Raw genomic sequence first — 26,379 nt, 5'->3', positions numbered from 1 at the left:
GAACCCGTTCCGGGAGCCCCAGCGGGTGGGCATTTGTCATCCATACTGGGTTAGGGCACCAGCACAATTCTGCTGCCATCGGCAGGATGTTTATGCCAGGCCTCAGTTACTTCTTTTAAAGGCATCTCCAACGTATGAATGGTGAGCCGGCCTGCCGCCGCCAAACTGATCACTTCCGGGAAAGCAGCGAAAATAGCCTCTGGTGCAATACTTCCACCACCGCTACCCATAATTTCCAGCCGCGTACTGCGCAATGGCGCTGCCGGTAAGGAAATATGACTGCCGGCCATAGCGCCTACCTGGATAAAACGCGTACGTGGCGCTTCCTTCATAAGGCTTTTACCAGTTACCCCTTCTATCAGGGCTGTTGCTGGTTCTCCCCATAAATAATCTATCACCACATCATAAGACTGGGCAGCAAAAGTTTTTACTAACTCCTCATACGACTTATCAAGCGCAATACATTCATCTGCCCCCAGATCGTATAACTGTTCCAGTATCGCCTTATTTCTTCCTACAGCAATCACTTTGCCGGCACCTTGCTCTTTGGCAATTTGCACGGCCAACTTTCCTGAAGTACCTGTGGCGCCTAGTATCAACACCGTTTCTCCAGGCTGCAATTGCGCCCGGTGGCGTAAAGCCAGCCAGGAAGACATTGCAGGATTAAATATAGCCGCTGCCGTTACATCGCTAACACCATCTGGCAGGGGCAACATCCATTTGGAATTGCCTATGCCCCATTCTGCCATAGTGCCATAAGGTTTGCGCATACCCACAAAATATACCCTGGAACCATCTTCCAGCTCTCCTACACCATCTACGCCTGCCACAAACGGATAATGACCACCGGAAGAATAATGGGTACCTGCCGCCACCAACTTCACTACCTGATGGATAGCAGCTGCTTTTACTTTTACGAGTTTTTCTTCTTTTTCAGGAACCGGGTCTGTAAAAGTGCCATATTGAGGTACTTCCCCTGCTTTAGTTACAATTGCTGCCTGCATAACTTGTTTTTTACAAAGGTCTCCCTTCAAAAAACAAGTACGCTTTACAATTGTTAAGAAAATTATTGGTTCAATTTATTCCGGATGCGGCTCAGGGAAACCGGCGTGATCCCCAGGTAGGAAGCCACGTATTGCAATGGCACCCGCTGCAGTAAATGCGGTTCCTCAGCCAACAGCGCTTCATAGCGTTCCTGCGGCGTATATTTTATATGAGAGATAAATAACTTACTGTAATGCAGCAAACGTTGAAAAATAACTTCCTCTAATTGGACACGATATCCTGGAATACTTTCCAGGATCACATCCATATTTTCTTTCGATATTTTCAGCAACTTGCAAGCGGTAATCGTTTCGATGGCATACGTACTGGGTTTACCAGTACGGAAACTCTCTATGGAAGAAACACCTTCTCCCTCGAAGAAAAATTGGAAGGTGGTATCTTTCCCCTTATTATTAAACCAAAGCCGGATAGCCCCTTCCTGGATATAATAGGCATAGCGGGAAATCTTTCCTTCTTCCAACAGCACTGTTTTAGCTGGCACGGTGATCTCCTCATACAAGTGCTGATATTGTTCCCAGGATATCTTTAAAGGTGTTGGTGTTGTCATAATTTTAACTTCGCGATGCCAACCATTTTTGGCAGCAGAAAGATACAGCATTTATTGCCATAAAAAAGGCGATGCCATGAAACCATGTGCATCGCCCTGTACCCTTATCAACCAAAAAAATTATTGTACAACCAGCGTACTGATAGAATGCGGTAAACTGTTGCTGGCAGCAGCTTGTCCGTCTATCCATAAATGGAAAGGAATTTCTTTATCGGTAGCATTCATCACTATTACCACCAGTTTGCCATCGGTGTTACGGAAAGCAGTGGTTTGAAGCATGGAACGGCTGGAAGCGCTCACAATACGCTTAGCACCCGGACGGATAAACTTAGAAAAATGTCCGAGGTAGTAATAAGCATTAGTATAGATCAGTTCTCCCTTCCGGGTATCTGCATGTACGGGCGCAAAGCAGAAATTGCCTACGTGATTGGGACCGCCCTGCTCATCCAGGAGAATGTTCCAATCTGTCCAGGCAGCGGTACCGGCATTGAAATCACCAATCAGGGAAGCGCCGTATTTTTCGCCGATAAACCAGTCATGTACTTTGCCGAGATCAAATTTCTCTATACAACCTTCCGTAAATACCAATGGTTTATCAGGGAAAGCTTCATGTACCAGCCGTTCGTTTTGGAATTGCATTTCACTGCCGGTCCAGGTTTCGTACCAATGGTAGCCAATACCCCAGATATACTTAGCCGCCTCTTTATCATGCAACAGGGTGCTGGCACGCTGATACAGCAGATCACGGTTATGATCCCAGGCGATGAGCTTTTTGCCGCTCATGCCTGCCTTTTGCAAAGTGGGGCCCAAATAACCTTTAACGAAATCCCTTTCTTCTTCTGCGGTAAAGATGCAGGATTCCCATTTCTGCTTAGCCATTGGCTCATTCTGTACAGAGATCCCCCATACAGGAATACCTAAGGCTTCATATGTTTGAATAAACTTCACATAATGATTCGCCCATGATTGGTAATACTGTTTCAAAAGGTGGCCTCCCTCCAATACATTGTTGTTATCTTTCATCCATGCCGGCGGGCTCCAGGGGCTGGCAAATAAAGGTAACTTTCCTCCTGCGGCCGCAATAGCAGCTTTAATGAAAGGAATACGGTATTGTTTGTCGTGCTCCACACTGAAAGTTTTCAGGCTGGCATCCTTATCTTTCACATAGCTGTAAGTATCGCTCGAAAAATCGCAGCTAGCTATATTTGTTCTTGAAAACGTATAACCAATACCGTTATTAACATCATAATAGGCTTTCAATAATTCCTGTTGTTTGTTTTTCGGCAGCTTGGCATATGTTTCAGCTGCAGCATCTGTAAGCGCGCCGCCAATACCAATAAAGGTCTGGAAGCTTTTTTTACTGTCTACAAACACGCAGGGCTCCGTTTCCAATGGCTGTGGCATGGCTTTAAATTCCAGTGTAGCCGTTTGAGTGAGACGCAGGTCAGTATTTTCTGCTGTGGTAATAACCGTTACTTTTTTCTGTTGGCTATATCCGTGGATACATAATACCAGCAGGCTGGCGCCTGTTAAAAATATTTTCTTCATAACTTTTAGTCTCTTACCATACGAAAGTGGCTACTTCTCCGGCATTAAGGGAGGCAGCGGCCAGTTTATGATTTGCTTTGATCTGAAATGCCTGTGGAGTGGTTTCTCTGTTCACTACAATCAGCACCGTTTTTCCTGCAGGCGTTTTAAATGCCACATTATCCAAATTGCCCGGAACATTGGAAGCAATCCTCACAGATCCTGCCGGTACAAATTTAGATGCATGTCCTATTACATAATAGGAAGAGTTGCGGGAAACAGCAGTACCATCTATTGTAATACCGCCCAAACACTGGGTACATCCTCCCTGGTCGGTATGCGGATTCCATTCAGCATCTGCAGCCAGGTTCCACTGCAGTACATTACGGCTCCAATTGCGGGTAGCGCCTATAATCAGCTGGCTGGCATTGTAAGTGAATTCTTTAGAGAAGTCACCTTTACCATCAGACCATTGTTCGGTGAAGTAAAGATTTTTGGCAGGGAACTGATCATGCACCGTGCTCAGTGCATCGATAGTACCACCGTACAAATGAAAGGCTGAACCATCTACATAGGGGTAAGCGGCAGTATCTTTCAAAATGCTGATTGGATATTCTGGTTTATCACAGTTATGATCATACAAGACGATCTTGGTGGTGATACCTGCCTTTTTAAAAACGGGGCCCAGATGGTTTTTAATAAAAATTGCCTGGTCTGGCGCCAGCATTAGCATGCTGGGATTGTTTCTAGGATGAAGCGGCTCATTCTGGATAGTGATCGCATCAATAGTAATACCGGCGGCTTTCATCGTCTGTATATACTTTACAAAATACCGGGCATATGCATCATAATATTCCGGTTTCAGACTACCGCCGATAAAGGATTGGTTTGTTTTCATCCAGGTAGGCGGCGTCCAGGGTGAACCCAATATTTTAATGGCAGGGTTCAGCGCCACGATCTTTTGCAGTACAGGTATCAGGTCTTTCTTTTCTTTATCTATGTTAAAGTGCTTCAGTTCCGGATCGGTTTGTCCGTTGGGCATATCATCATAAGTAAATACATCGGCGCTTAAATCGGAAGCGCCTACACTAAGGCGCAGATAGCTGATCCCAATGCCATTGCCTTTTGTCAGGAACAGTTCTTTCAGCAAGGCCTGTTGCTGTGCCGCCGGAAGCTTGTTGATCAGGGTGGCGCTGCCACCGGTAAGGGTAAAACCAAAACCGTCTATCGACTGGAATGACTGCGAAGCGTCTACTTCAATTACGGGAGTGCCTTTGTTGGTAGCAGAAAATAACAATGTGGCCGGTTGCTTCTGCAGAGCCATTGATTTGTCGGGAGAAGTTAGCCAGTAACTGATTCCCTGGGCCTTTCGCTGTTGGCCGTTGGCGATAGGGATAATCCCCGTTAGCAAGGCGCAACAACATAAAAGTTGGAAGGTTTTGTTCATAACAGCGTGAATTAATAAACCGCAAAAGTATTCAGGAATTTTCTTATTTCCCGCAACAGCGGATATTTCCTCCGGAATTAGGAAATAAAAAAATTCCTGAACACAATGGATATTATTGACCTCCCCACTCAGGTGTTTGCTTCAACTGTGTATTAGGCAATTCCAATAATGGAATAGGCAGGATTTCGTTTTTATTCTTAGTAAACCCTCTGTCTTTCAGCACATCATAAGCCTGACCGCTTCTTACCAGGTCGAAGAAACGATGACCTTCACCAGCCAGTTCGAGGCGTCTTTCTTTAAAGATGTTATCGATGGTTGCTTCAATAGGTCCGAGGCCTACACGGTTACGCACGGCATTTAACAGGTTATACGCGCGTGAGCCGGCGCCGGTTCCCTGACCAGATTTCACCAAAGCTTCTGCTTCCATCAGGTAAGTATCAGCTAAACGGATTTCGTAGAGGTTCTGCGGGAAGTTCAGCTCCATGTTACCGCCACCTTTACTTTCGTTGGATACGCGGCCACAGAATTTATTGATGAAGTAACCAGTGTTCTTGTAACCTGCATCCGGATCATAATCAGCAATACCATTTCTTTTCAGGCTGTCCATATCCAGGATAGTAGCCTGAAAACGCGGATCGTAGTGCATTACATCATATAGGTCTTTCGTTACAATGAGGAAGCTCCAACCAGATACATAATCTGGCGCGCCTGGCTTGAGGGCTTTGTAGTTTCTGGGGCCGGTCATGATGTTCAACAGGTTGCCATCTGTGCTGCCTATAGCGCTCCAGGTACCACCGGAAATGGAGTTATAGGAAACTTCCAGGATAGATTCCGTGTTAAACTTACTGGTGGGATCAGATTTCCAAAGCGAAGCAAAATCCGGTACCAGGTTGTAACCGTATTTAGCATTTATCTGACCGGGTGTGCCGCCATTTACTTCCTGAAGCTCAGTAGCAGCTTCCGCCCACTTCTGTTCGTACAGGTATACTTTACCTAACAGGGCATGCGCAGTACCTTTAGTAACGCGGCCTCCTTCGGAAGTGGGATCTACCATATCCGGCAGATTGGTTTCTGCGATAGCATCTTTCAGATCGGCTTCAATTTGTTTGTACACATCTTCTGGTGCAGCCTGTGTTACCGTATACATTTCGGAAGTATTATAGGTTCTCAGCAACAGCGGAACGCTTTTAAACATCCGTACGAGGTCGAAATAGAAGAAGGCCCGTAGCAGTTTACATTCCGCCACAAAGCGTTTCTTCAGATTATCATCCATATTGGTCTTCGGTAATTTTTCCAGCAGCACATTAGCACGGGAAACGCCGGAATAACCTTTCTTCCATAATTCATCCTGCGGACCTACACCCGGAGTAATCGTCCAATTAGACATTACCTGGAAAGCCATGACATCGGAAGGACCACCACCGCCGGCCAGCTGATCGTCGCTGGCGGCGTCCATAGTACCTATTTTGGTAACATAGTTGCTGCCTTGCCAGCCTACTACGTCATATACGGCTACCAGGCCATTAAAAGCTTCTGTAGCATTTCTGTAATAGGTATCTTCCAGGAATGTTCCTTTGGGATCTACTTCCAGGAATTTATTGCTGCAAGCACTTAACAACTGCATTCCTGCAGTCATAGCAAGGATATATGTGTATTTTCTTTTCATTTTTAGTCAGCTTTAAAATTATCAGAAAGTAACGTTCAAACCACCCATAAAAGAACGGGCCTGCGGATAAATACCACGGTCAATGCTCAGTGCATTGGTACCACCTATTTCAGGATCATAACCAGTGTATTTGGTAATGGTCAGCAGGTTTTCACTCATCACGTACACACGTATTTTCTGTAAACCGATTTTCTTTGTAACTGTTTGTGGTAATGAATACCCGATCTGCAGTGTTTTGATCCTGAAGTAACTGCCATCTTCCAGATAGAAGCTGGAAGGATTAGAGAAGTTCTTATTAGGATCTTTTACACTCAACCTTGGATAATCGTTAGAAGTACCGGGGCCGGTCCAGCGGTCCAGTGCTTTTGTCTGATAGTTGGCATTAGCGATATCCAAACGGCGTAAGCCCTGGAAGATCTTATTACCGGAAACGCCCTGTCCGAAGATCAGGATGTCGAATCCTTTATAGGCAGCCGTTACTGTAGCTCCATAAGTCCAGCTGGGAGTAGGGTTACCGATAAACATACGGTCGTTATCGGTGATTACGCCATCCCCATCCAGGTCGGCCCAACGGAAATCACCTGGTTTGGCATTAGGCTGTATTTTATTACCTTTTTTATCAACATAGTTGTCGATATCAGACTGTGTCTGGAAGATACCCGTTTGCTTGTAACCATAGAAAGAGTTGAAAGCGTAGCCCACTTCTGTTCTAACAATTTCAGGCATGTTCTGGAAAGTCTCCTGGTGTTCTGTAATGGTTTTTACGCCTGCGCCCAGGAAGGTTACCTTATTTTTCAGGTACGACACGTTACCGGCGGCAGAGAAATCCACTGCGCCAAATTTGTTATGATAGTTCAGTTCCAGTTCCACCCCGCTGTTGGTCATGCTTCCCACATTAGCAGCCGGGTTGTCGATAGCGCCCAGGTAAGAAGGGATACGTGGTTTCTGCAGGATATCGCTGGTCTTTTTATTATACCAATCGAAGGTCAGGTTGATATTATGCAATAATGTAGCTTCAAAACCGATGTTGGTTTGGCTGGTAGATTCCCATTTCAGTTTAGGGTTAGCAGGCGCGTTAGGGCTGTAACCTACATCATAGTTTTGGTTAGTGCCAAAGGTGTAGTTCCTGCCGCTACCAATGGTGGAGAGATAAGCCAGGTCGCCGATGTTATCGCTACCTACCGAGCCATGGCCTCCACGGATCTTCAGGAAGTCGATCACTTTATTATTGTTCCAGAAGCCTTCCTTGGATACCACCCATCCCAGCGAGAAAGAAGGGAACAGGCCATATTGATATTCTTTGGCAAAACGGGAAGATCCATCCCGGCGAAGGATACCTTCTACCAGGTATTTTTCTGCGTAGTTATAGTTGATACGGCCAAACAGGGAAGACACACGGTGCTCAATTCCTTCTGCACCGTTAGAGATACGGTTGCCGGCAGCCACTTTAAAGTTCAGGGAAGCCTGGTCGAATGTTTCGGCAGGAATATCGAAGAACTGTACGTTCAGCTCTTTTTCCCTGTTTTCCATATAGGCACCCTGACCCGCTAACAAAGTAATATTATGCCGTTCGAAACTACGTGTATAGGATACCGTATTTTCCAGGTTCCATGCATAGCTTTGGTGCTGACCACGGTTAAAAGAAGAACGGGGATTGCTGGTGGAGCTATTGAGATAGAATACAGGAGTGAAGGTTTCATCACCCCAGAAGGCAACCTTTGCGCCCATGGTAGAGCGGAATTTCAGGCCTTTTATAGGTTCCATTTCCAGGTAAGTGTTACCTACCAGGTTATGCGACCAGTTATAGTTGCCCAGGCGGGTGCTGATATATGCCAGTGGGTTGGTGATTTCCTGCCCTACTACTGTAGAAATACCATAAGGACGGCCCAAAGCATCTCTTCTTACAGGATTATTGGAATAAGGGGCGCTGTTGGCTATAGCAGGATCAGTAATCACTACCGGTGTAGTAGGATCTAAATTGATAGCAGAGCTCAACGGGCCGCCAAATTCGTTGTTGGTATTACCAATACCGATTGTTTTTTCGTAAGAATAACCTACGTTTTCTCCCCAGGTAAGCCAGGGGGTAATTTTGTGGGAAGTATTCAGACGGAAGTTAACGCGTTCGTATTTAGAGATATCCGTAGCCACGATACCCTCCTGTTTCAGGTAGCCGAAGGAAGAATAGAAAGAAGACCTGTCGGTACCGCCGCTGATACTGACTTCGTGGTTTTGGCGGATAGCATTATTATTAAAGATCTGTGCCTGCCAATCGGTTCCTTTACCAAGTGATTTAGGATCTGCATAAGCAGGAGCATCCCCATCGTTGGTTAAAGCCTCGTTGCGCAGGGTAGCATACTGGGTAGCATCGAGCAATTTCAGCTTATGAGCAGGTGCAGAAATACCATAGTAACCATTGTAGCTTACACTGATCCTGCCTGCCTTACCTTTTTTAGTAGTAACAAGGATAACGCCACCGGCAGCACGCGCACCATAAATAGCCTGGGAAGCTGCATCTTTCAGTACTTCCACAGATTCAATATCGTATTGGTTCAGATAACCGATACCGTCGTTATCTACCACTACTCCATCCACTACCCACAGTGGGTTATTGTTGTTGAAGGAAGTAATCCCCCTTACACGTACCGCTGCGCTGGAACCAGGTTGGCCGGAACTGGCGGCAATGGTTAAACCTGAAGTACGGCCTTGCAGAACCTGCTCTACGCGTGTTACAGGTTGCGACTCAATATCGGAAGCACGAACGCTGGAAATAGCGCCGGTTACCACGCTTTTCTTTTGTATACCATAACCTACTACCACCGTTTCTGTAAGGGCAGTATTAGCAGGCTTTAATTGTATTGTAATCGGACTGTTAGTTACGGCTACAGTTTTAGTGTCGTAACCAATAAAAGACACCAGCAACAAACTTTTGCGGCTGGGCACTTTGAGTGTAAACTTACCTTCAGCATCTGCCGCAGTACCGGATACAGAATTCTGTATGCGTACAGTAGCACCCGGAATAGGCTCTCCCTGTTCATTCACTATCCTACCGGTAACAGTTATACTGGAATCTGCTGCCATTTTTTCCGGCATTACATTTACCAGTGTAATACGATTTCCTTCTACAACATATGCCAGTGGTTGATTTTTCAGGCATACGTCCAATGCTTCTTTTACAGATACATTAGAAACGTCAACGGTTACAGGTGCGAAAGAAGACAGTAAAGCCTCATCATATATCACTGAAATACCCGCCTGACGGGCAACTTCTTTAAGTACTTTTTTCAGTGATACATTTTTTTCCGAAAGGGTGATCTGCTGCGACAATCCTTTTGCGCTGATATGCAGGCAAGCTGAAAGAAGCAAAAAGGCGGTCATTTTCATAACGCAGAACATTTTGGTTGATAGTAATTTCCGGGTACAGGAAATTATACCACTAAAGTTTAATTGCATACTTTTGTAGTGTTTGGGAATTCTGGAAATATAGTTCTTTGATTAAGTGACTGAAATTCAAGGGCGCCCAAACCGTACCGGGAGTGTTGCGAGCACTTCCGGTTTTTTATGGGCAACACTTTCCCCCTGACTAGCTTGATTCAGTTGTAGTCATTCTGTTTAAATATTTATCAGTTTTTACAAATACGTGGATGCGCTACGTGGACGCTACAATAATTATCTTATCAAGTTAATTTTTATTTCATTTTATCTTATAACGGTTAATTTTTTACCCTCAAGTATAAATTTGGCACCGCTGCTTTCCAATAAAGACAGCATTTCTGATAACGGCAAATTCCGGTTTATTCTGCCGCCATAAAGTTTATTGTCTCCGTTTTTAGTGTCTATTTCTATATCGTACCAACGGGCTAACTGCCTCATAATCGTGTATATATTGGTATTGTCGAATTCAAAGAAACCCGTTTTCCAGGCGGTTACGCTGCTGATGTCTGCCTTACGTACTTCCATTACCCCCGTGTTATTATCAATAGCTGCCTGCTGGCCAGGTTTCAGGTATTTTTCAGTGCTGCCCTGTTTCACTTTCACTGCGCCGCTCACCAGGGTAGTCCTCATCTCCTCTTCATCCAAATAAGCCATAATATCGAAGTCGGTTCCTAATACCTGTACTTCCGTATTATTTACTTTCACAACAAAAGGCTGATGGGCATTTTGTTTTACTGCAAAATAACCCTGCCCCTGCATTTCCACTACCCTTTCCTTACCCGTAAATGAGGTAGGATAACGGAGGCTGGAAGCGGAATTCAGCCATACCTGCGTACCATCCGACAGTACAATTGTAAACTGTCCTCCGCATGGTACTTTCAGCGTATTAAACCCTACAGGCGCTTTGCCGTCTGCCATGGCATATTGCAATTTACCATTGGCCTGTTGCACGCGTGTACCTCCTTGTTGTATCACCTGGTTGCCAGCACTGTCTAACGTTACTACACTGCCATCTGCCAGCGTTAATACTGCTTTATTTGTACCCGGCATGATGTCTGTTATTGTGGAAGCTGCCACTGCAGACGCAGCCACTTTATCCGGTATCCTATAATAATAGTAAGCGCCAGCTGTTGTTAGTAACAGCGCTACAGCTGCCGCAGCAGCCCATCCCCACCAACGGCTCCGGGGTACCAGATTTACCTTCCTGCTATCAATAGATTGCAGCAACCGCATTTCAATACGGTTACTTATTTCTTCCGGTAACACTGGCTGTTGCTGTAATACCCGCTCAAAATCATCCTTCATCACAGACAGCAGGTGCTTATGTTTATCTGAAGAAAATAACCAGCTATATAAAATAGCTATTTCTTCAGGGTCGCATTCCCCATTCAGGTATTTCTGCAATAATGCTTCCTGCTTGTTTTCTGGTTGATTCATTACTATCTGCGGGCCATTTAAACAAAGGCCCTGTATTATATATCCGGAAATTTAAAGAAAGGGTACCTCGGTGAAAAAAAAAATTTCAGACCAGGTTAATCAACAGGAATACTGCCACCAAAATATCGCCATGTAGATAAATATACTCCTGTATAAAGCGCATACTGAGTACCATATGTTTTTTTACTGCATCACGGGAAATGCCCAGCATAGCTGCTGCTTCCTCATAAGTATGGCCTTCCTGCCTGCACAACCGGAATACTTTCAAGCGCTGGGTAGTCATTTTACTAAGGGCCTCCTGGAATAAGCGGTCATATTCCCTGGCTCTTACCGCCAGATCTGTTAACCCCGCATCCTGGTGTACCAGCTGCAAAAACACTTGTTCCCGCATCTGTTCGTCGGTGGCTAATTTGGTAATGGTTTTTAGTACATGGTTTCTGGCAATCCTGTAAAGATAACCACTAAAAGAAAGTTGCGGATTAATACGTGCCCTGATTTCCCATACCTTCAGAAATACGTCATGCACAAGGTCTTCTGCAAGGGAAGGTACTTTGCAAAAGCGTAGTAGGTAGGTATAGAGGGAAGAATGGTAGTGCCGGTAGATATTGGAAAAAGCCAATTCATCACCTTTTATCACCCGCTGCAATACTTCCTCTTCAAATGGCATTCGCTCCATATTGAGAAAAACAGTTTTAAATTTATGCACACCGTCCGACTGTAATATAAGCAAAACCCCGAAAAAATACAAATAGCCCCACGCTACTACATAGCCTGTAAAAAAGCCAGCGCCCTCTTCTCTGACCAGTAAAAATCCCCCCCAAACTGCACAAACCCCACATGTCCACCCTGTTCCGGCGTTTCCAGGAACAGATATTGGCTTGCGGCCCCTATCTCATAAGGGTAACACCCTTTTCCCAAAAAGGGATCGTCTTCCGCATTGATCAATAACACCGGTATCCGGATATGCTCCAGCCAGGGCAGCGAACTACTCTGCTCCCAATAAGTGAGGGCATCTTTGAACCCATGCATAGGCGCGGTGTACCGGTCGTCGAATTGCCGGAAAGAACGTATCTCCCGGTAACCGTCTAAATCAATGCTGCCCGGAAACTGTTGCGCTTTTAACCGGAGCTTCTGTTCCAGATCCCGGATAAAGCGCTGCATATAGATAACGTTGTGCTTTTGCTCCAACTCCGCCGCCCCACTTCTCAGATCGCAGGGAACAGAAATGGCCACTGCCGACCTGATCACCCCTTCCAGGGAAGCCCCCCGTTCACCCATGTACTTCAAGGTAACGTTGCCGCCCAGGGAAAATCCCACCAAATGGATAGCCTCATATTGCTTTAATGCCACGAGGTGTTGCACTACTGTATCCAGATCGCCGGTTTCCCCACTGTGGTAAAACCGCAGCTGCCGGTTCGACTCCCCGCTACAACCCCGGAAATTCAACGATACCGTATCAAATCCTGCTTCATTAAATATATGTACCATCCCCAGTACATACTTACGGGTGGAATTCCCTTCCAATCCATGTAAAATAACTACAATACTTTTCCCACCCCTTTCACTGAAATCCAGATCCAGAAAATCATCGTCGGGCGTAGCTATCCGCTCCCGTCTATATGCTGCCGGCTTAATGCTGCGGAACAAGGAGGGATAAATCGTCAACAAATGACGGTTCCTTAATAAAAAAGGCGCCTGGTAATCTGATTCATGTAACAACGGCATGCCACGAAATTAGGAAAAAGCTGATAGTTTTTGAACGGACTGGTGGCCAATCGCTAGCACTCAGCTTCACAATTCCCTGGAAACACTGTTATCTTTAATCACTGCCGGCTGCTTACCTGATCACGGAGAACAACCTCCGCCACCTGATCCGGTTCTGATGGTAGCTTAACCAAATCAACCAGGCTTTGCCTATGATGTGGTCTTCCGGTACAAAGCCCCAGAAACGTGAGTCCAAAGATTCATCACGGTTATCCCCCATCATCCAGTAATAATTCATTTTAAAAGTATAATTATCTGTTTCCTGGTTGTTAATGTAGATTTTTCCGTTTCGCACCTGAAGACTATTGTGTTCATAGGTAACGATGGCACGCTGGTATAGCGACAAATTAAAGGTGTCCAGCTTAATAGTCGCTCCTTTTTTAGGAATGTATATAGGGCCCAAACAAGCTTCGTTCCATTCATAATGCTGCGGATCAAATGGAAATATCCTGATGTCGCTGCCTGCGCCCACTATCGTCGCCCTGCGTTTCACAATAGCACCCATGGCCTGTAAGGCATCAACGTTATCGGAGACAAGGGTATACGAAAAAATGGTAGAATCCTGGGTATCTCTTACTCTCCGGTCTATATCCAGTTTGTTGAGCAATGAATCGCTCATTTTTTTGTGATCGGGCATGCTTACATCATACCGGGCCTCAAAATGCCGGGGTGAACTGGTGGCCTGCCCATTGATATAAATAATACCTTCATCGATACTGACCGTATCCCCTGCAACTGCAATGCACCGCTTGATCCAATTCTCCCTTTTATCTACCGGCCGGTACACTGGCGGTGAATAATCTTTCCAGACACGATCATAACCTAAACCCCTCACCAAGTTATAATAATCCTCGTCCTCTCCACCTTTGCTCTTTAACACAGTGTCTCCACAGGGATAATTAAATACAATCACATCGTTCCTGCTAATCTTCCCAAAACCGGGCAGCCTTTTATAAGGCCACTGTACAGCCATACTAAAGGCCGGCGTGTTTTTGGTGAACGGCAATGTGTGGAGGGTAAATGGCCATGCCAACGGCGTATTAGGTATACGGGGGCCATAGCTAAGCTTACTAACAAAAATAAAGTCATTAACGAGCAGGGTTTTCTCCATGGAGGGACTAGGAATAACAAACGCTTCAAAAATAAAAGTACGGACGAGGGTAGCAGCAACAACAGCAAAAATAACAGCTTCTATCCATTCCTTTAGCTTTGATTTCTTCTTCCTGGTTCCTTCTCCTGCCTTTTTTATATTACCAAAAAAAATGTTCATGCTGGACGCGGTTTAGGATAAGTAAGGTTGAACAATTTACTTAATTTAAACCACAACTTTCTAAATTTTACACGAAAAAAAACAGCTGCATTCTGGCTGCAGTAATCTACTGCATTGACTTTGCAGTACATGCATATATATTTTCGTATAATCGATAACGTTATATACATCTATATTAGTCAGTACCTGCGAAAAACCATCAACTTCACTTTTCTTTTTAAAAAAATTGAACAAGTTAAATCTGATTTATTAAATTGCCTGATATAACCACGTTCAAACGTTATTCATTTACCCACGTTACAAAAATATTACTATCATGTATACTTCAAGACGCGACTTCCTCCGTCAAACGGGCCTGATCACCGCAGCCATGATGTTACCAGGCTCTTTATCTGCTTTTACTGCCGGTAGAGCGCTACCTAAAAAAATAGGCTTACAATTATATACCCTGCGCGATCAATTGGCTAAAGATCCCAAAGGCACCATTGCCAAAGTAGCCGGTATTGGCTACCAGGAAGTAGAAACCTTTTATGGTTATCAGGGAGCCAACGATAAAGGACTATTCTGGGGGCTCACTCCTAAAGCCCTGTCGGCGCTCTTACAACAATATCAACTTACTACCCCCAGCGGGCATTATCAACTCAACGATTACCTGGTACGTGGTAATGGTAATGCAGCAGCCTTGCAACCACAAATAGAGCTGGCTGCCGCCCTGGGACAACAATACTTTATTGTACCGGTATTGCCCCCAGCCCTGTGGGATAAAAAATTAACACCCGCCGACTACCAGTTTATGGCGTCTCAATTAAATAAAGCCGGCGAACTGTGTAAAAAAGCTAATCTCCATATCGGCTACCATAACCATTATTGGGAATTCAAACAACTGGCCAACACCAGTAAAACCGGCTACGATATACTGCTGCAAGAAACAGACCCCTCCCTGGTATCTTTTGAACTGGATCTCTTTTGGGCGATAAAATCCGGGCGCGATCCTATAACCCTCTTCAAAGAAGCTCCCGGCAGATTTGTAGCCTGGCATGTAAAAGACATGGATAAAAACAATACGGGCAGTCTGACCGCCGCCGGCAATGAAAATAAAAACTCGGCAGACCTGCTCTCCAGCGTTACTTTTGCAGAAGTGGGCACCGGCAGTATCAATTTCCGTAAAATATTTGCCCAAGCCGACCTAGCAGGTGTAAAACACCTGTTTGTAGAGCAAGATAAAATCACTATTGATCCATTCACCAGTGTAACCAAAAGTTATCAATACCTGAAAAACGTACTGCTGAAATAAGTTGGTGGAAAACAAGTGGATATAGGAACACGCCTATATCCACTTATACGCCTCCGGGGTAAGATTTTCCCGGAAAGTAGCTAGCTTTGCACGAAAGTAAGTTACTTATGGCGATGCATGACGTAGAAACACTGGTAGAGCTTTCCATTTATTGCCTGGATAAAAGTCAGGATGAAGAACTGGACCGCAGAAGCCTCTTTTTTAATCTGTACAATTTACAGCAGCAGTTCAACACCGGCTTTACACATTTCCGGGTGATGGACCTATTGGTAAAACATCATTTCGTATATACATTTCCGATAAGCGCGCATCCGGATTATGCTGCACACCAGGCCTGGTTTGATGAACTGGCGACCCGGCAGAAGTTCAGTTTCATTTACCAGCGGCCTACCGAAACATGGGACGCAGCAACCAATCCGGTAGCAGGCTATGCCCACTACAACTTCAACACCCAAACGTACACCCTTTACTGCGATGCAGGTTCCATTCTCTGGGGCAATCTGGTTGCCAACGGGTTACTCAGTGGAAAAGACGCCGAGGCGCCCACAATCCTCGACCCTTTTAGCCTGGCCCTGGAAGTAGCTGAAAATGCTGGGGAACAAAAAGATAAAGCCCTCCTGGGCAGCTGGTACCTGCTGATTCCCTACCTGGTAATGCAGGCAGAACAAGAAGGGGAAACCATACATTATAAAGCATTGGAAGCAATACTGGAATTGGTAGTGGCCAACGAATCGATCCCTGATGAAGGATTGCCTCCGGCAGATGAACTACCGGTGGGCGGTGAACTGGGGAAATTCTGCCAGTGGTGGTATGCCCCTGCCGCAGACAAAATGAAACCAACTGCCGACCCGGAAGAAGAAATCGACCTGGAAACAATTCCCTTCACAGCACAAGTAGAAAAAAGCCAGGCATGGTACGAACAGCAGGTAGTGCAGATGCTGCAGGAAGCCAATGCTTCCATTACCCATATGGAAGAACAGGGAGCTAATGAAGCCATGCAACAAAGCGTATACGACCGCTTACAACTCGGACTGCAATACGCCAACAAAGGACTGGAGCTATCCCCCGGAGAGCCTAACCTGCTCATGAACAAAGGCTCTATACTAATGCTCCTCGGACTATACGACCAGGCACAAACCGTATATGATGAAGCACTAACTATTGCGCCGGAAAATCCTTATGTACACCTAAACCGGGCAATCCTCTTTTATCAAATGGACCAGATCCCTGCTGCCATTACCGCTTTCCGGCAACTGTTGGAATTGGAGCCAGAAAATGAATTTGCACAACAATGGCTGGCACATCTCACCAATGAGCCTATCTAAACAGCAACCAGGCATTTGTATGCCTGCACTACAACAGACTTTCTGCCGGAACTACTACCGGTAGAAAGTCTCTGGAGCTACCCACTGCCACAGGCCCTGCAAACACATTACAGTATGGCACTGTAATACAGTACATGCCACCCCCTCCTTTCAACATTATTTCCACTTACCTAACACATTGATCTGCTTACACGAATAGATCATTTTACTGATATCCCTGCAACAGGGCTACAGGAGCACTTGTAGCTTGCCTAAAAAAATTTTTGCAGTTAAAACGGAATACCTATATTTATCTACAAGATTGGTAGACTAATTAAATATATTCACCATGAACACACATTACCACCACCGAGCCTCCCGCCTGTTATGGGCTACCGCCAACTGCCAGATCAAAGCAGCATCTTGTTGTTGTTGTTAATCCATCCCTACCTGCGGCCACTCCACCAAATGCCGCTTAGCCATTTTTATTTCAACAACTGATTTATCACTGTCAACTTAAAAGTACCTCGTCATGAATACGAATAACCAACCCGTGTTCCACCTCGAAGAAGGGGTTACGGACGCGCATATCGCATATTTCCATAAATATGGAATCATACAATTTAAAAATTTCCTTTCCGCAGACCAATTAGCCCTGGTTCTCCGGGAAGTACAGCAGGTACAGGATTTTCTGCTGAACAACAACATCCAAAAGGTAAATGGCATTCCGCTGAAATTCGGTACAGACGTGGATGGCAGCCCGATCATCCAACGCATTGCCTTTACTTCGCACTACAGCAATGTGTTACGGGATTTCCTGAAAGATAAAAGATTGCAATCGCTCATCGCTTTACTAGGCCCTTACTCCGGCCGCATTGGCGAACATGAAAAAGATGGCCTTGTAGTAAACCATTATGTGAACACAACTGAAAGCCAATTTAAACAACTGGGTTGGCATACCGACAGTCCCCGTGACCTGTTCCTCGGGTCACGCATACTACCTATGCTCAATGTGGGCATCCACCTGGACGATTGCCCTTACGATAACGGCGGCCTGCGGGTATTGCCAGGCACACATCATCAGGGTTTATTTAAATTATTATTCAGGAAGAAGTATTTCATCGACAATAACCCCGATAAAAGGGAAGTAGGCTTTAACATCAATGCCGGCGATCTTACCGTACACGATGGCCGCCTGTGGCACCGCGTGCAACAATCACCTGTTACGGGCGAAAAAAGCCGCAGAAGGGTCATGTATGTACCTATTATCACAGGCGCCTATCAGCCTAAAACTGCAAATAGCCCTACACCTTTCTACCACAAACTGGCGTATCTCAAACAACATTTATACGGCGGAAAACTGCATTGGACAAATGCTAAGGCCACTACAGAAAGCCTTGCTAAAATAAACACTACAACATCATTATAAAATACAACAGGTATGTCTTACGCATTAGTTACCGGCGCAGCCAAAGGAATCGGCAAAGCAATTGCAGCAGAGCTAGCAGCGAGAAATTATCATCTACTGCTGGTAGATCTGGATGCAGCAAGCCTCCTTGCCACCGCAGCAGCCTTATCTGAAAAATATAACGTACACGTATATACGTTACACCAGGATCTGTCTTTACCGGATGCCCTGCAACAAGTAACCCGTTGGACCAGCACCTACCATGATCAGCTCTCCGTAGTGGTCAACAATGCGGGGTATGGCATTAACGGACCTTTCGAACAGCTCACCCTTGCCGAACAGTTTAACATCATTGATGTAAACGTTAAAGCACAGGTAGGCCTTTCCTACGCCTATATTCCCGTACTCCGGCAGTTCCCCAAGGCGTACCTGTTGAACCTTGCCAGTACCACCGCCTATCAAACCGTTCCTTATCTCAACATATATGCTTCTACCAAAGCATTTGCCCTCTCTTTTACGCGTGGGCTACGTTATGAGTTAAGGCATTCCAATATCTCTGTGAGTGCACTTAGCCCGGGCAGTACAGATACCGATTTCGTAAACCGGGCACGCATGGGCGACTATACCCGCAAAGTAGCCACCCGGTTCAACATGACGCCGGAAAGTGTTGCCAAAATAGCGATAGAAGGCTTGTTTAAAGGCAAGGCGGAAATCATTCCAGGCTTTACCAATAAACTCAATGCCTGGCTACCCAAGTTCTTCCCCAAAAGCTTTGTGGAGAAGATCGCTGCGGGTATCTATGAACCCCAAAAAAATAAAAAGGAAGCAGCAGCGCTGGCGGCCAGTTACTAGCGGAATGCCATTTGTAATAATGGTAGTATACTTTTTCCGGGTATTAACACAAGGCTATGGCGATTACCGGTTTGCCGTAGAGGCACGCCATAATAGCTGGCTGGCCGAAGATGCCACTGCCTTATTGCAGCAATATAAAATTGCCTGGGTGATCGCCGTTTCCCGTGGGCGATGGCCCTACGCAGAAAATATTACAGCCAAACATATCTACATGAGATTTCATGGGCCTAACGGGCAGTATAACTCCTTATATCCAGAAAAATCCATGATAGAATACGCCGGCAAAATCCAAGCCTGGCAACAGCAAAAATATCAGATATGGGCCTTTTTCAATAACGATGGTTATGCCTTACAAAATGCACAACAGCTCATACATTTACTCAAATAATACCTGTTCATCGGTATAGTAAGTTTTTCTGCCTCCCTCGGTAGATTGCCTGATCTCTCCCCCATCCGGGCTTTCTTTCAGTTTGGAGTTATGCACCAGCATAAAATCGCGGATCTCCCCACGTATAATATCCGGATCATGCTTTAGTATTTTCTTTTCTGCATCTGTTAGTATCTTCTTGATGGCTTTTAACAGCGTTTTTATCTGAGCAGCCGGAATTTTATTACAAATAGAAAATGGGGAGATCCTGGCATACCATAAAATATCATCTGCATAAGCATTACCGATACCCAATACATTATGCTGGTCTAACAAGAACTTCTTAATGCTGATCTTTTTCTTGCCCAATAAATCGGTCAGATATATTTCATCAAACGCATCCGATAAAGCATCTGGAGCATCTTTAGATGGTGGGTCCAGAAAAACATGTGCCGATGCCTGAAAATCCGTGAGTGCCAAACCGGCGCCATCCGAAAATAACAGCTCTGCAATAGTATATTTCTCTTCATTTTTCTTTTGGAAGAAGTATAACTTTCCGTGGAGCATTAAGTGCATTCCCAGCACATGCCCATTAGCGAACACAAAATGCAACTCCTTTCCTACCCGTTGAATCTGCTCTAATTTTTGCCCATCGAGCGCTGCTGCAATTACATCTGGTTTTACAGCAAGTTTTTTTGCATTTTTTATGGTGATGGATTGCAGCTTTTTATGCAGCAAGGCTTTTTCGAGATTATGTTGAAAGGCTTGTAAATCGGGTAATTCAGGCATAACTTATTTTTTCTGAATGTAGGATATTTTAAAATACAGACCATTAACACCTGCTTATTTTTATACTTATACAGATTTCATACCTATGTGAAAAACCTGTTAAAATACCGTACCAGCGGCCTCTTACGAGAGCCAATACCTTGCTGGAGAGATAAAAAATCGTTAATTTTGCACGTGTGATTTTTAGGGTATCTATGCCTTCTTAGTAAACCAAAAACATAACGGAGTGAGTATGAGTGTGAGGAAAACGGTAAAACCGTTCATTTTTGTTTTTATTATTTGCTTTTTTGCATTTTTGATTACTTCCTTAACTAAAACTAAAGCTGAAAACAACTTGGATGCCAACAATAAGCTGGCTCCTGTTGCCATAGCTAAATTGGACTCCTTACAGTCAAGTCTATACGACGATATAAGACTAGACACTGTTGGTCTGAGCCGGGAAGCTTTTAAAAATGCAATAATCGGTTATCAGTATTTACAGGGAAAAGGCCGGATTAAAAATCCGGATGTACTGTCTATTGTGGATTTTTCATTGCCCAGTACCAAAAAACGTTTGTTCGTAATAGATATGAAGAACAAACAGTTACTTTTTAACACATTGGTATCCCACGGCAGAAATTCCGGCAAAGATATTGCCAACGCTTTTTCCAATGCGATGAACAGCTTTAAGAGCAGCCTGGGATTTTATATTACCGGCAGCACTTACAATGGCGAACATGGTTATTCCCTTCGTTTGCTGGGAGAAGAAGCTGGCATTAACGACAATGCGATGAGCAGAGGTATCGTGATGCATAGCGCAACTTATGTAAATGAAAACCTTGCCAGGTTGCAGGGATATTTGGGTCGTAGCCTTGGCTGCCCCGCCATCCCTGAAAGCATTCACCGCAAGGTGATTGAACGTATCCAGAATGGCACCTGTCTGTTTTTATACGGAAGGGATAAATATTATTCTGCGCATACAAAGATTTTAGCGAGCGATAATAACGATATCGCATCCTGATAAAGAATTGATTTTTGGGGTCTTTACAAAAAAGATCCCAAAATCATTTAAAGAGCTTCTTTTTGAACACTTCATCGTGTCCATACACGTCTGAAGCAAAACACAGCTGCCCGTCATCATCTACCCAAGCGGTATAATAAGTAATGATCACCGGTACAGGATTTTTTACGGCCACAAACCGTTGCCGTCCACTGTTCATGGCATCGTCCATTCTTTCATCTGTCCATTCCGGCTGGTCTTCCAATACAAATTGCGCCATTTTTACGGGTTCTTTCAGCCTGATACAACCATGGCTATAAGCACGGTTATCGCGGGCAAATAAGCCCTTATCCGGTGTATCGTGGAAGTATATATTATAACTGTTGGGAAACAGGAATTTAACCCTTCCTAATGCGTTATGCGGACCAGGTAATTGCCGAATCACGGGCACTCCACCAGACCGGCCTGTTATTTCCATATGATGCGCAGCCAGATAACCTTTATTACGCCCCATGGCGGGCAATATTTCCTTTCTTATAATACTGCGCGGAACATTCCAATAGGGACTGAACACTACCTGGTTCAATACACCGGAAAACATGGTTGTGCTATGACCTTCCTTCCCTACCACAATATCCATATCAAATAGCTTTCTCCCATCGTCTGTTACATGCAGCACAAAAGCGGGAATATTCACTAATATCAACTTCCCTTTGGGCGCTGCAGGCATCCATTTCATCCGTTCCATATTCACCAGGAGCTGTTGCAACCGGGTATCTGCAGGCACATTCAACTCCCTGATCACCGTATCGTTGAGTATACCGGTAGGTTTGTACCCGTGACTACTGCGGAAAGTATTTACCGCGGTTTCCAATGCTTCAGTATATATTTTACTGCTATCGTTCTCAGGCAGGTACCCTGTAACCCAAAGACGTTGTTTGATAGCTGGTATTAGGGGGGAAGATTGCCCCTGCCGCAACCCCTTCACCGGGCCAACCGGTTCCCAGCCACCCTGACGCACAATATCCATATAAATTTTCAGTGACGCCTTCATAGGCGCTACTGCCGGATACATGGCATCATCCGTTTGTAACATCGAATCCGCTAATTCCATCGCCGGATAACGCTGCGTGGGCACCATATGCTCCAGCTGGGTTACACTGCCCGATGTTTCTTTAAAATAGTTGATCAACCGCCAGGTAAGCTCTAGCTCCGTATGAATAGCGGATGCGTCAGTGGCGGAGATACCCAGGCTATCCTTGTCTACCAGTGCATCGAGCTGCCGGTCCAATGCTTTGTTGTTCATTGTATCTTTGCTGTAGTTATAAAGGCTCCTGAAAGCAGCTGCCTGCTCTACGGCTCCCCTGCTGTCCAGCCAGGCAAACTCATAATTCCTTGCATTGTAAAAACTACGCATGCGGTTGGCAGTATAAGCATCCAGATTTTCGGAAGCAATAAATTTTGTGATCGCGGAACTATCCAGGAACAGGTCGTTATACGCGTTCTCCGGTGTAATAGCTGTATTTAAGGGAGTGATGGGATCGCTTTTCAGCGAGTCTGCCACTACAGCATCAGTGTGAGAAGGGGTAGAAAAGGAACCACAAGCCCAAAGCAAGACCATATAATACACCAACAACGTAAACAAGGATAATCTTTTCATATCCTTCTATCCATCAAAATGAAAGCCGGAATGGTTTACGTCGCTGTAAGGCTTCTTTCATCCGGGAAACGTGGCTCATCTGTTACAACTTGTGCATATAGCGCAACAACAAAATAATTATTGATGAAAAATGAAAAGAGGATGTATCAAAAGTAATTGAATAGGCTTGAGAATCGCGTAAACGAGATTTCTCTCCATCAAGTACCCGAATAAAATCAGGTAAAAATTACTTTTGATACATCCTCTTCTACTCTATGATCGTTGTAAATATTACGTCCCTGTTTAATCTTTCAATTTACTGCATAGCTAGTTTTATATCCTGCCCATTACCGGGTCGCTGATGCCCTCTTTACCAGTCTCTACCCTACCAGCATAGCGCTGTGCAAATAAACGGCTTCCGGAAACCTTCACCGCCAGGTCGTACCAACCTTTGCTTTGTATCAAGTCTATCACCAACGTAGCCTCTGTACGGGGAGCCACCATTTTTTTCAGCTGTCCTTTATGGTAACCCATATCATCGATCACTACTTCCACCGCTTTATCGCCGTGGTTCATCAATTTCAGGGCCACGTTACCAGTGAGCTTTTTAGTATTGGTAATACTACGTTGATAAATACACTGGATCTCCACCTTCGGATCTTCTGCATTACCAGCAAATTCGCGGTAAAAACCATTAGGACCATATACCCTCAGGTGATACTGCGCATCTTCAAAAGCGGCCAAAGGCCAGGTATCCTGCAAGCGGTCGCCTGCTTTTACAGCGTAAGACCAGGCCCTTAACGGCTCCAGTACCTGAGAGCTTTCCTGCAGGTATCTACCAGGTGCATATACGTTGAATGGGGAACCGGCCGCCTGGTTGCCAAATACTTTATCGGCAGCTTCAAAGCTAATATCGAATGATTGGCGGTCTTCACTCAGCTTACCAGACACATACAGCTCATATGGCAAGGCATTGGAGGCACGCACGCCTTTTTCCTGTTGTGGTATCCACTCCGATGCGGCAGGATGGGCATTCACCTTTGCAATTTCTTCTGGTGTCAATGCCTTAAAGCCATCCGGCAGCTTTTTGAATTTGGCATTGTGAATCATTTCAACGAATTCATTCCGTTCCAGAAAAGGCACCGTCACTTTTTCGCCGTTAAACGGACGGAAAACGGAGGTAAGATCTCCGCACACAGCACGGCGCCAGGCGGAAATATTTGTTTCCCGGATAGGTTTACCTGTTTTATGTTGCAGGAAATGTTCCATCAGCTGCAGGATGGAAGTATGGTCACATACCTGTGAATTCACATAACCACCACGGCTCCAGGGCGAAGCAATCACCAAAGGCACGCGGTAGCCCAGGCCTACCGGGCTTTCCCGGATCTCGTCGGGCTGCAGGTGTTTTTTGCGGGCTTCCTCTTCTTTGGTAACATATTCCAGCCCTGTATCAATACCGGCAGAAACCTTTCCTGTACCAGGTTTATGTGGGGGTACAAAAGGCGGCACGTGATCGAAGTAGCCATCATTTTCATCATAGCAGAGAATGAAAATGGTTTTCTTCCACACTTCTTCTTTGGTAGTAAGGATATCTAACACTTCTGATACATACCAGGCGCCATACCAGGGCGATCCGGGATGGTCCGAAAATTCACCGGGGGCTACCAGCCAGGAAATGGCAGGCAGTTTGCCTTCGTTCACATCCGCCCTGAACTGGTGCAGGATATCGCCTTTAGGCACCTCCATTGTTCTTTCAGTACCGCCGTCCATATAGGTCAGCGTTTCCAGATCGTGATAATGCGGATCGTTGATATTAGTAGTAAATGCTTTGCTATGGAGACTTTGTTCGCGTTGCGACAGTTTCGCAAAGTTTTCCGCAGTGTACACAGTAGCTTCCTTCTCCACATTCGCCAGTTCAGCCTTCAGGTCTGCCTCTTTCTTCAACAGCTTGGTCTGATCCGCAGCACGTTTCTTTTCTTCCTCCAACGCATTTAATTCTTCCGGAATCTGCTTTAACCGCCGTTGCAGATAAGCGATATAACCAGTAGAATAACGCACATTAAAGGCAGTAAACCACTCCATGGGATTATCAGTAAAATTAGCCAGCATGTCGTCTTTATAACCTTCCAGGGCAGCGGCACTAACTTCATTCTGGTATATCTTCCAGGAGATGCCGTTATCTTCCAGCTTCTCAGGAAAAGTATTCCAGTGGGCTTCAGCACCATAGTCTACATCGGAATTCCATACGTTGGCTTTCGCCGAAGCATGTTGTTCGTCCCGCAGGGTACCAGTCCATAAGTGTAAACGATTGGGAGTAGTACCGGTGAGGGAAGAACAGAAATTCTGGTCGCACACGGTAAAGGCGTCAGCCAGAGAGTAATAAAAAGGAATATCTTCCCGGTTGTAATATCCGAGGGTAAGCGGCATAGGCGCCCATTCCTTATTGCCGGATTGTTTCACCAACAACCATTGATCATATTTGCCATTATTACGGGCATCTACCTGATTACTCCAGGAATGCGGCAGGCTGCTCATCCAGGTAGCCTTGGTATCCTTGATGTTTAAACGGAAGGGGGCATACGTAGCGCCTTCTCCGTTACTTTGAAGCCATACCAGATTTTTGTTGGGCAACTGAATGGCCCGGGGATCATTGTAACCACGTACGCCCCGGAGAGTGCCGTAACAATGATCAAAAGAACGGTTCTCCTGCATCAATACCACAATATGCTCAGCATCCAGGAAAGTAGACCCTGGCTGGGGATCTATTGCCAATGCCCGTTGAATAGAAGCAGGCAAAGCACTGAATACGCCGGTAGCGCCAGACAATAAGGCCGCCTTTTTAATAAAATCTCTTCTGTTATCCATTGATATGTTGAATTTTCATATTCACTGTAAGGGAATCACGTGAAAAGGAAAAATACTAAAAAATTGTACCCTGAAAACAAGAACTAGGCTAAATAGCGGTTATATTATTGTTACGGTTTATCCGCCAGGCTAATGGAGTATTATTCTTCCACGATAAAACGCCGCAGCCCCTACGTACAAGTTGTTGCACCACATAAAAAAGGCCCTGCTTTCGCAGCGCCCTGGTATATAAGTTAAAAAATGGTAAAGTGGTTATTGCACAGATGGAATAAGCACAATTTTGATCCTTACGCGGGTTGGAGGTACTGCAGCAGCATAACCTTCAATACCCAGGATCTGCAGAAATACATATTTATTGTCGTGCAGTACATTATACGATTGGTGATTAAATACTTCAGGCAACAATTCATACTCCTGTGGTGCGGCATTGCTACCTGCAACATATCTGGCCATAGACACGATCACAGCATCGGTTTGATTTACATTCTGCAGTTCAGGAACAGAAATGGAATAAGTGTAAGAACCATCAGAAGTATTGCGCTGCCAGTCTGCAGGATTAATTTCGTACAGAATAGTTTGGTTAGGAATAACATATTCATTGGTTGTTTTTTTGCAACCAGACATGATGAAAATGCAACCCAGTAAAAGCAGTGGAAAGTAAAGCCATGTTCTCATATAGTATGTATTTAGAATGGATGATACCAAATACAATGCCATTTCACGGAAG

The 26,379-nt window shown here is 45.1% G+C and carries 20 protein-coding genes; 6 read left to right on the top strand and 14 right to left on the bottom strand.

Going from position 1 to position 26,379, the window contains the following annotated elements:
- Nucleotides 1–50: 50 nt before the first annotated feature.
- The 10 genes from ACDQ55_RS08945 to lepB all read right to left on the bottom strand — a co-directional run bounded on the left by ACDQ55_RS08945 (nucleotide 51) and on the right by lepB (nucleotide 14,155).
- Entirely contained in the window at nucleotides 51–1,004 is a 954-nt protein-coding gene (locus ACDQ55_RS08945; protein WP_420981026.1) for a quinone oxidoreductase family protein, read from the bottom strand.
- Nucleotides 1,005–1,066: 62 nt separating this feature from the next.
- Complete coding sequence (locus tag ACDQ55_RS08940) at nucleotides 1,067–1,612, bottom strand: Crp/Fnr family transcriptional regulator (protein ID WP_420981025.1); 546 nt, start codon at nucleotides 1,610–1,612, stop codon at nucleotides 1,067–1,069.
- A 120-nt stretch (nucleotides 1,613–1,732) separates the two neighbouring features.
- The gene (locus ACDQ55_RS08935) at nucleotides 1,733–3,160 is read right to left on the bottom strand and encodes a glycoside hydrolase family 30 protein (protein WP_420981024.1); all 1,428 of its coding nucleotides are present in this window, start codon (nucleotides 3,158–3,160) and stop codon (nucleotides 1,733–1,735) included.
- 13 nt (nucleotides 3,161–3,173) lie between these two features.
- Nucleotides 3,174–4,586: a glycoside hydrolase family 30 protein gene (locus ACDQ55_RS08930; protein ID WP_420981023.1), complete on the bottom strand. Its 1,413-nt coding sequence runs from the start codon at nucleotides 4,584–4,586 to the stop codon at nucleotides 3,174–3,176.
- Between the two features lie 112 nt (nucleotides 4,587–4,698).
- Nucleotides 4,699–6,252, bottom strand: a complete 1,554-nt coding sequence (locus ACDQ55_RS08925) for a RagB/SusD family nutrient uptake outer membrane protein (protein WP_420981022.1) — start codon at nucleotides 6,250–6,252, stop codon at nucleotides 4,699–4,701.
- 21 nt (nucleotides 6,253–6,273) lie between these two features.
- Entirely contained in the window at nucleotides 6,274–9,633 is a 3,360-nt protein-coding gene (locus tag ACDQ55_RS08920; protein ID WP_420981021.1) for a TonB-dependent receptor, read from the bottom strand.
- A gap of 315 nt (nucleotides 9,634–9,948) precedes the next feature.
- Nucleotides 9,949–11,121, bottom strand: coding sequence for a FecR family protein (locus tag ACDQ55_RS08915; protein WP_420981020.1), 1,173 nt, complete (start codon nucleotides 11,119–11,121; stop codon nucleotides 9,949–9,951).
- Between the two features lie 85 nt (nucleotides 11,122–11,206).
- Nucleotides 11,207–11,797, bottom strand: coding sequence for an RNA polymerase sigma factor (locus ACDQ55_RS08910; RefSeq protein ID WP_420981019.1), 591 nt, complete (start codon nucleotides 11,795–11,797; stop codon nucleotides 11,207–11,209).
- Nucleotides 11,798–11,883: 86 nt separating this feature from the next.
- Nucleotides 11,884–12,846 (bottom strand): YheT family hydrolase, encoded by a 963-nt coding sequence (locus ACDQ55_RS08905; protein ID WP_420981018.1) that lies wholly within the window; start codon nucleotides 12,844–12,846, stop codon nucleotides 11,884–11,886.
- Nucleotides 12,847–12,958: 112 nt separating this feature from the next.
- Nucleotides 12,959–14,155 (bottom strand): signal peptidase I, encoded by a 1,197-nt coding sequence (lepB, locus tag ACDQ55_RS08900; protein WP_420981017.1) that lies wholly within the window; start codon nucleotides 14,153–14,155, stop codon nucleotides 12,959–12,961.
- 316 nt (nucleotides 14,156–14,471) lie between these two features.
- On the opposite strand from lepB, the gene ACDQ55_RS08895 reads away from it, so the two are divergent.
- The 5 genes from ACDQ55_RS08895 to ACDQ55_RS08875 all read left to right on the top strand — a co-directional run bounded on the left by ACDQ55_RS08895 (nucleotide 14,472) and on the right by ACDQ55_RS08875 (nucleotide 19,401).
- The gene (locus tag ACDQ55_RS08895; RefSeq protein WP_420981016.1) at nucleotides 14,472–15,449 is read left to right on the top strand and encodes a sugar phosphate isomerase/epimerase family protein; all 978 of its coding nucleotides are present in this window, start codon (nucleotides 14,472–14,474) and stop codon (nucleotides 15,447–15,449) included.
- A gap of 107 nt (nucleotides 15,450–15,556) precedes the next feature.
- Nucleotides 15,557–16,774, top strand: coding sequence for a tetratricopeptide repeat protein (locus tag ACDQ55_RS08890; protein ID WP_420981015.1), 1,218 nt, complete (start codon nucleotides 15,557–15,559; stop codon nucleotides 16,772–16,774).
- Nucleotides 16,775–17,285: 511 nt separating this feature from the next.
- Entirely contained in the window at nucleotides 17,286–18,182 is an 897-nt protein-coding gene (locus tag ACDQ55_RS08885; protein WP_420981014.1) for a phytanoyl-CoA dioxygenase family protein, read from the top strand.
- 12 nt (nucleotides 18,183–18,194) lie between these two features.
- Nucleotides 18,195–19,013: an SDR family NAD(P)-dependent oxidoreductase gene (locus tag ACDQ55_RS08880; RefSeq protein WP_420981013.1), complete on the top strand. Its 819-nt coding sequence runs from the start codon at nucleotides 18,195–18,197 to the stop codon at nucleotides 19,011–19,013.
- A 4-nt stretch (nucleotides 19,014–19,017) separates the two neighbouring features.
- The gene (locus ACDQ55_RS08875) at nucleotides 19,018–19,401 is read left to right on the top strand and encodes a DUF72 domain-containing protein (RefSeq protein ID WP_420981012.1); all 384 of its coding nucleotides are present in this window, start codon (nucleotides 19,018–19,020) and stop codon (nucleotides 19,399–19,401) included.
- Here the strand turns inward: ACDQ55_RS08875 and ACDQ55_RS08870 are convergent.
- Complete coding sequence (locus ACDQ55_RS08870) at nucleotides 19,390–20,169, bottom strand: DNA-formamidopyrimidine glycosylase family protein (protein ID WP_420981011.1); 780 nt, start codon at nucleotides 20,167–20,169, stop codon at nucleotides 19,390–19,392. The genes ACDQ55_RS08875 and ACDQ55_RS08870 overlap by 12 nt on opposite strands.
- A 232-nt stretch (nucleotides 20,170–20,401) precedes the next feature.
- Here ACDQ55_RS08870 and ACDQ55_RS08865 point away from each other — a divergent pair, with 232 nt between their 5' ends.
- Nucleotides 20,402–21,169 (top strand): murein L,D-transpeptidase catalytic domain family protein, encoded by a 768-nt coding sequence (locus ACDQ55_RS08865; protein ID WP_420981010.1) that lies wholly within the window; start codon nucleotides 20,402–20,404, stop codon nucleotides 21,167–21,169.
- 43 nt (nucleotides 21,170–21,212) lie between these two features.
- On the opposite strand, the gene ACDQ55_RS08860 is transcribed toward ACDQ55_RS08865, so the two are convergent.
- The 3 genes from ACDQ55_RS08860 to ACDQ55_RS08850 all read right to left on the bottom strand — a co-directional run bounded on the left by ACDQ55_RS08860 (nucleotide 21,213) and on the right by ACDQ55_RS08850 (nucleotide 26,327).
- Nucleotides 21,213–22,808 carry a L,D-transpeptidase family protein gene (locus ACDQ55_RS08860; RefSeq protein WP_420981009.1) on the bottom strand — a complete coding sequence of 532 codons (1,596 nt, stop codon included), beginning with the start codon at nucleotides 22,806–22,808 and terminating at the stop codon, nucleotides 21,213–21,215.
- A 312-nt stretch (nucleotides 22,809–23,120) separates the two neighbouring features.
- Nucleotides 23,121–25,652, bottom strand: coding sequence for a phosphocholine-specific phospholipase C (locus tag ACDQ55_RS08855; protein WP_420981008.1), 2,532 nt, complete (start codon nucleotides 25,650–25,652; stop codon nucleotides 23,121–23,123).
- A 252-nt stretch (nucleotides 25,653–25,904) separates the two neighbouring features.
- Nucleotides 25,905–26,327, bottom strand: coding sequence for a hypothetical protein (locus tag ACDQ55_RS08850; RefSeq protein ID WP_420981007.1), 423 nt, complete (start codon nucleotides 26,325–26,327; stop codon nucleotides 25,905–25,907).
- Nucleotides 26,328–26,379: the final 52 nt, after the last annotated feature.

The sequence above is a fragment of the Chitinophaga sp. 30R24 genome (genome assembly GCF_049056765.1).
Taxonomy (GTDB): Bacteria; Bacteroidota; Bacteroidia; order Chitinophagales; family Chitinophagaceae; genus Chitinophaga.
The sequence above is the reverse complement of the archived record's forward strand: the minus strand, read 5'-3'. Positions and strand labels throughout refer to the sequence as shown.

Excerpts from the sequence above, each read along its gene's own strand:
- ACDQ55_RS08945 (WP_420981026.1), bottom strand. The coding sequence starts at position 1,004 with ATGCAGGCAGCAATTGTAACTAAAGCAGGGGAAGTACCTCAATATGGC.
- ACDQ55_RS08940 (WP_420981025.1), bottom strand. The coding sequence starts at position 1,612 with ATGACAACACCAACACCTTTAAAGATATCCTGGGAACAATATCAGCAC.
- ACDQ55_RS08935 (WP_420981024.1), bottom strand. The coding sequence starts at position 3,160 with ATGAAGAAAATATTTTTAACAGGCGCCAGCCTGCTGGTATTATGTATC.
- ACDQ55_RS08930 (WP_420981023.1), bottom strand. The coding sequence starts at position 4,586 with ATGAACAAAACCTTCCAACTTTTATGTTGTTGCGCCTTGCTAACGGGG.
- ACDQ55_RS08925 (WP_420981022.1), bottom strand. The coding sequence starts at position 6,252 with ATGAAAAGAAAATACACATATATCCTTGCTATGACTGCAGGAATGCAG.
- ACDQ55_RS08920 (WP_420981021.1), bottom strand. The coding sequence starts at position 9,633 with ATGAAAATGACCGCCTTTTTGCTTCTTTCAGCTTGCCTGCATATCAGC.
- ACDQ55_RS08915 (WP_420981020.1), bottom strand. The coding sequence starts at position 11,121 with ATGAATCAACCAGAAAACAAGCAGGAAGCATTATTGCAGAAATACCTG.
- ACDQ55_RS08910 (WP_420981019.1), bottom strand. The coding sequence starts at position 11,797 with ATGGAGCGAATGCCATTTGAAGAGGAAGTATTGCAGCGGGTGATAAAA.
- ACDQ55_RS08905 (WP_420981018.1), bottom strand. The coding sequence starts at position 12,846 with ATGCCGTTGTTACATGAATCAGATTACCAGGCGCCTTTTTTATTAAGG.
- lepB (WP_420981017.1), bottom strand. The coding sequence starts at position 14,155 with ATGAACATTTTTTTTGGTAATATAAAAAAGGCAGGAGAAGGAACCAGG.
- ACDQ55_RS08895 (WP_420981016.1), top strand. The coding sequence starts at position 14,472 with ATGTATACTTCAAGACGCGACTTCCTCCGTCAAACGGGCCTGATCACC.
- ACDQ55_RS08890 (WP_420981015.1), top strand. The coding sequence starts at position 15,557 with ATGGCGATGCATGACGTAGAAACACTGGTAGAGCTTTCCATTTATTGC.
- ACDQ55_RS08885 (WP_420981014.1), top strand. The coding sequence starts at position 17,286 with ATGAATACGAATAACCAACCCGTGTTCCACCTCGAAGAAGGGGTTACG.
- ACDQ55_RS08880 (WP_420981013.1), top strand. The coding sequence starts at position 18,195 with ATGTCTTACGCATTAGTTACCGGCGCAGCCAAAGGAATCGGCAAAGCA.
- ACDQ55_RS08875 (WP_420981012.1), top strand. The coding sequence starts at position 19,018 with ATGCCATTTGTAATAATGGTAGTATACTTTTTCCGGGTATTAACACAA.
- ACDQ55_RS08870 (WP_420981011.1), bottom strand. The coding sequence starts at position 20,169 with ATGCCTGAATTACCCGATTTACAAGCCTTTCAACATAATCTCGAAAAA.
- ACDQ55_RS08865 (WP_420981010.1), top strand. The coding sequence starts at position 20,402 with ATGAGTGTGAGGAAAACGGTAAAACCGTTCATTTTTGTTTTTATTATT.
- ACDQ55_RS08860 (WP_420981009.1), bottom strand. The coding sequence starts at position 22,808 with ATGAAAAGATTATCCTTGTTTACGTTGTTGGTGTATTATATGGTCTTG.
- ACDQ55_RS08855 (WP_420981008.1), bottom strand. The coding sequence starts at position 25,652 with ATGGATAACAGAAGAGATTTTATTAAAAAGGCGGCCTTATTGTCTGGC.
- ACDQ55_RS08850 (WP_420981007.1), bottom strand. The coding sequence starts at position 26,327 with ATGAGAACATGGCTTTACTTTCCACTGCTTTTACTGGGTTGCATTTTC.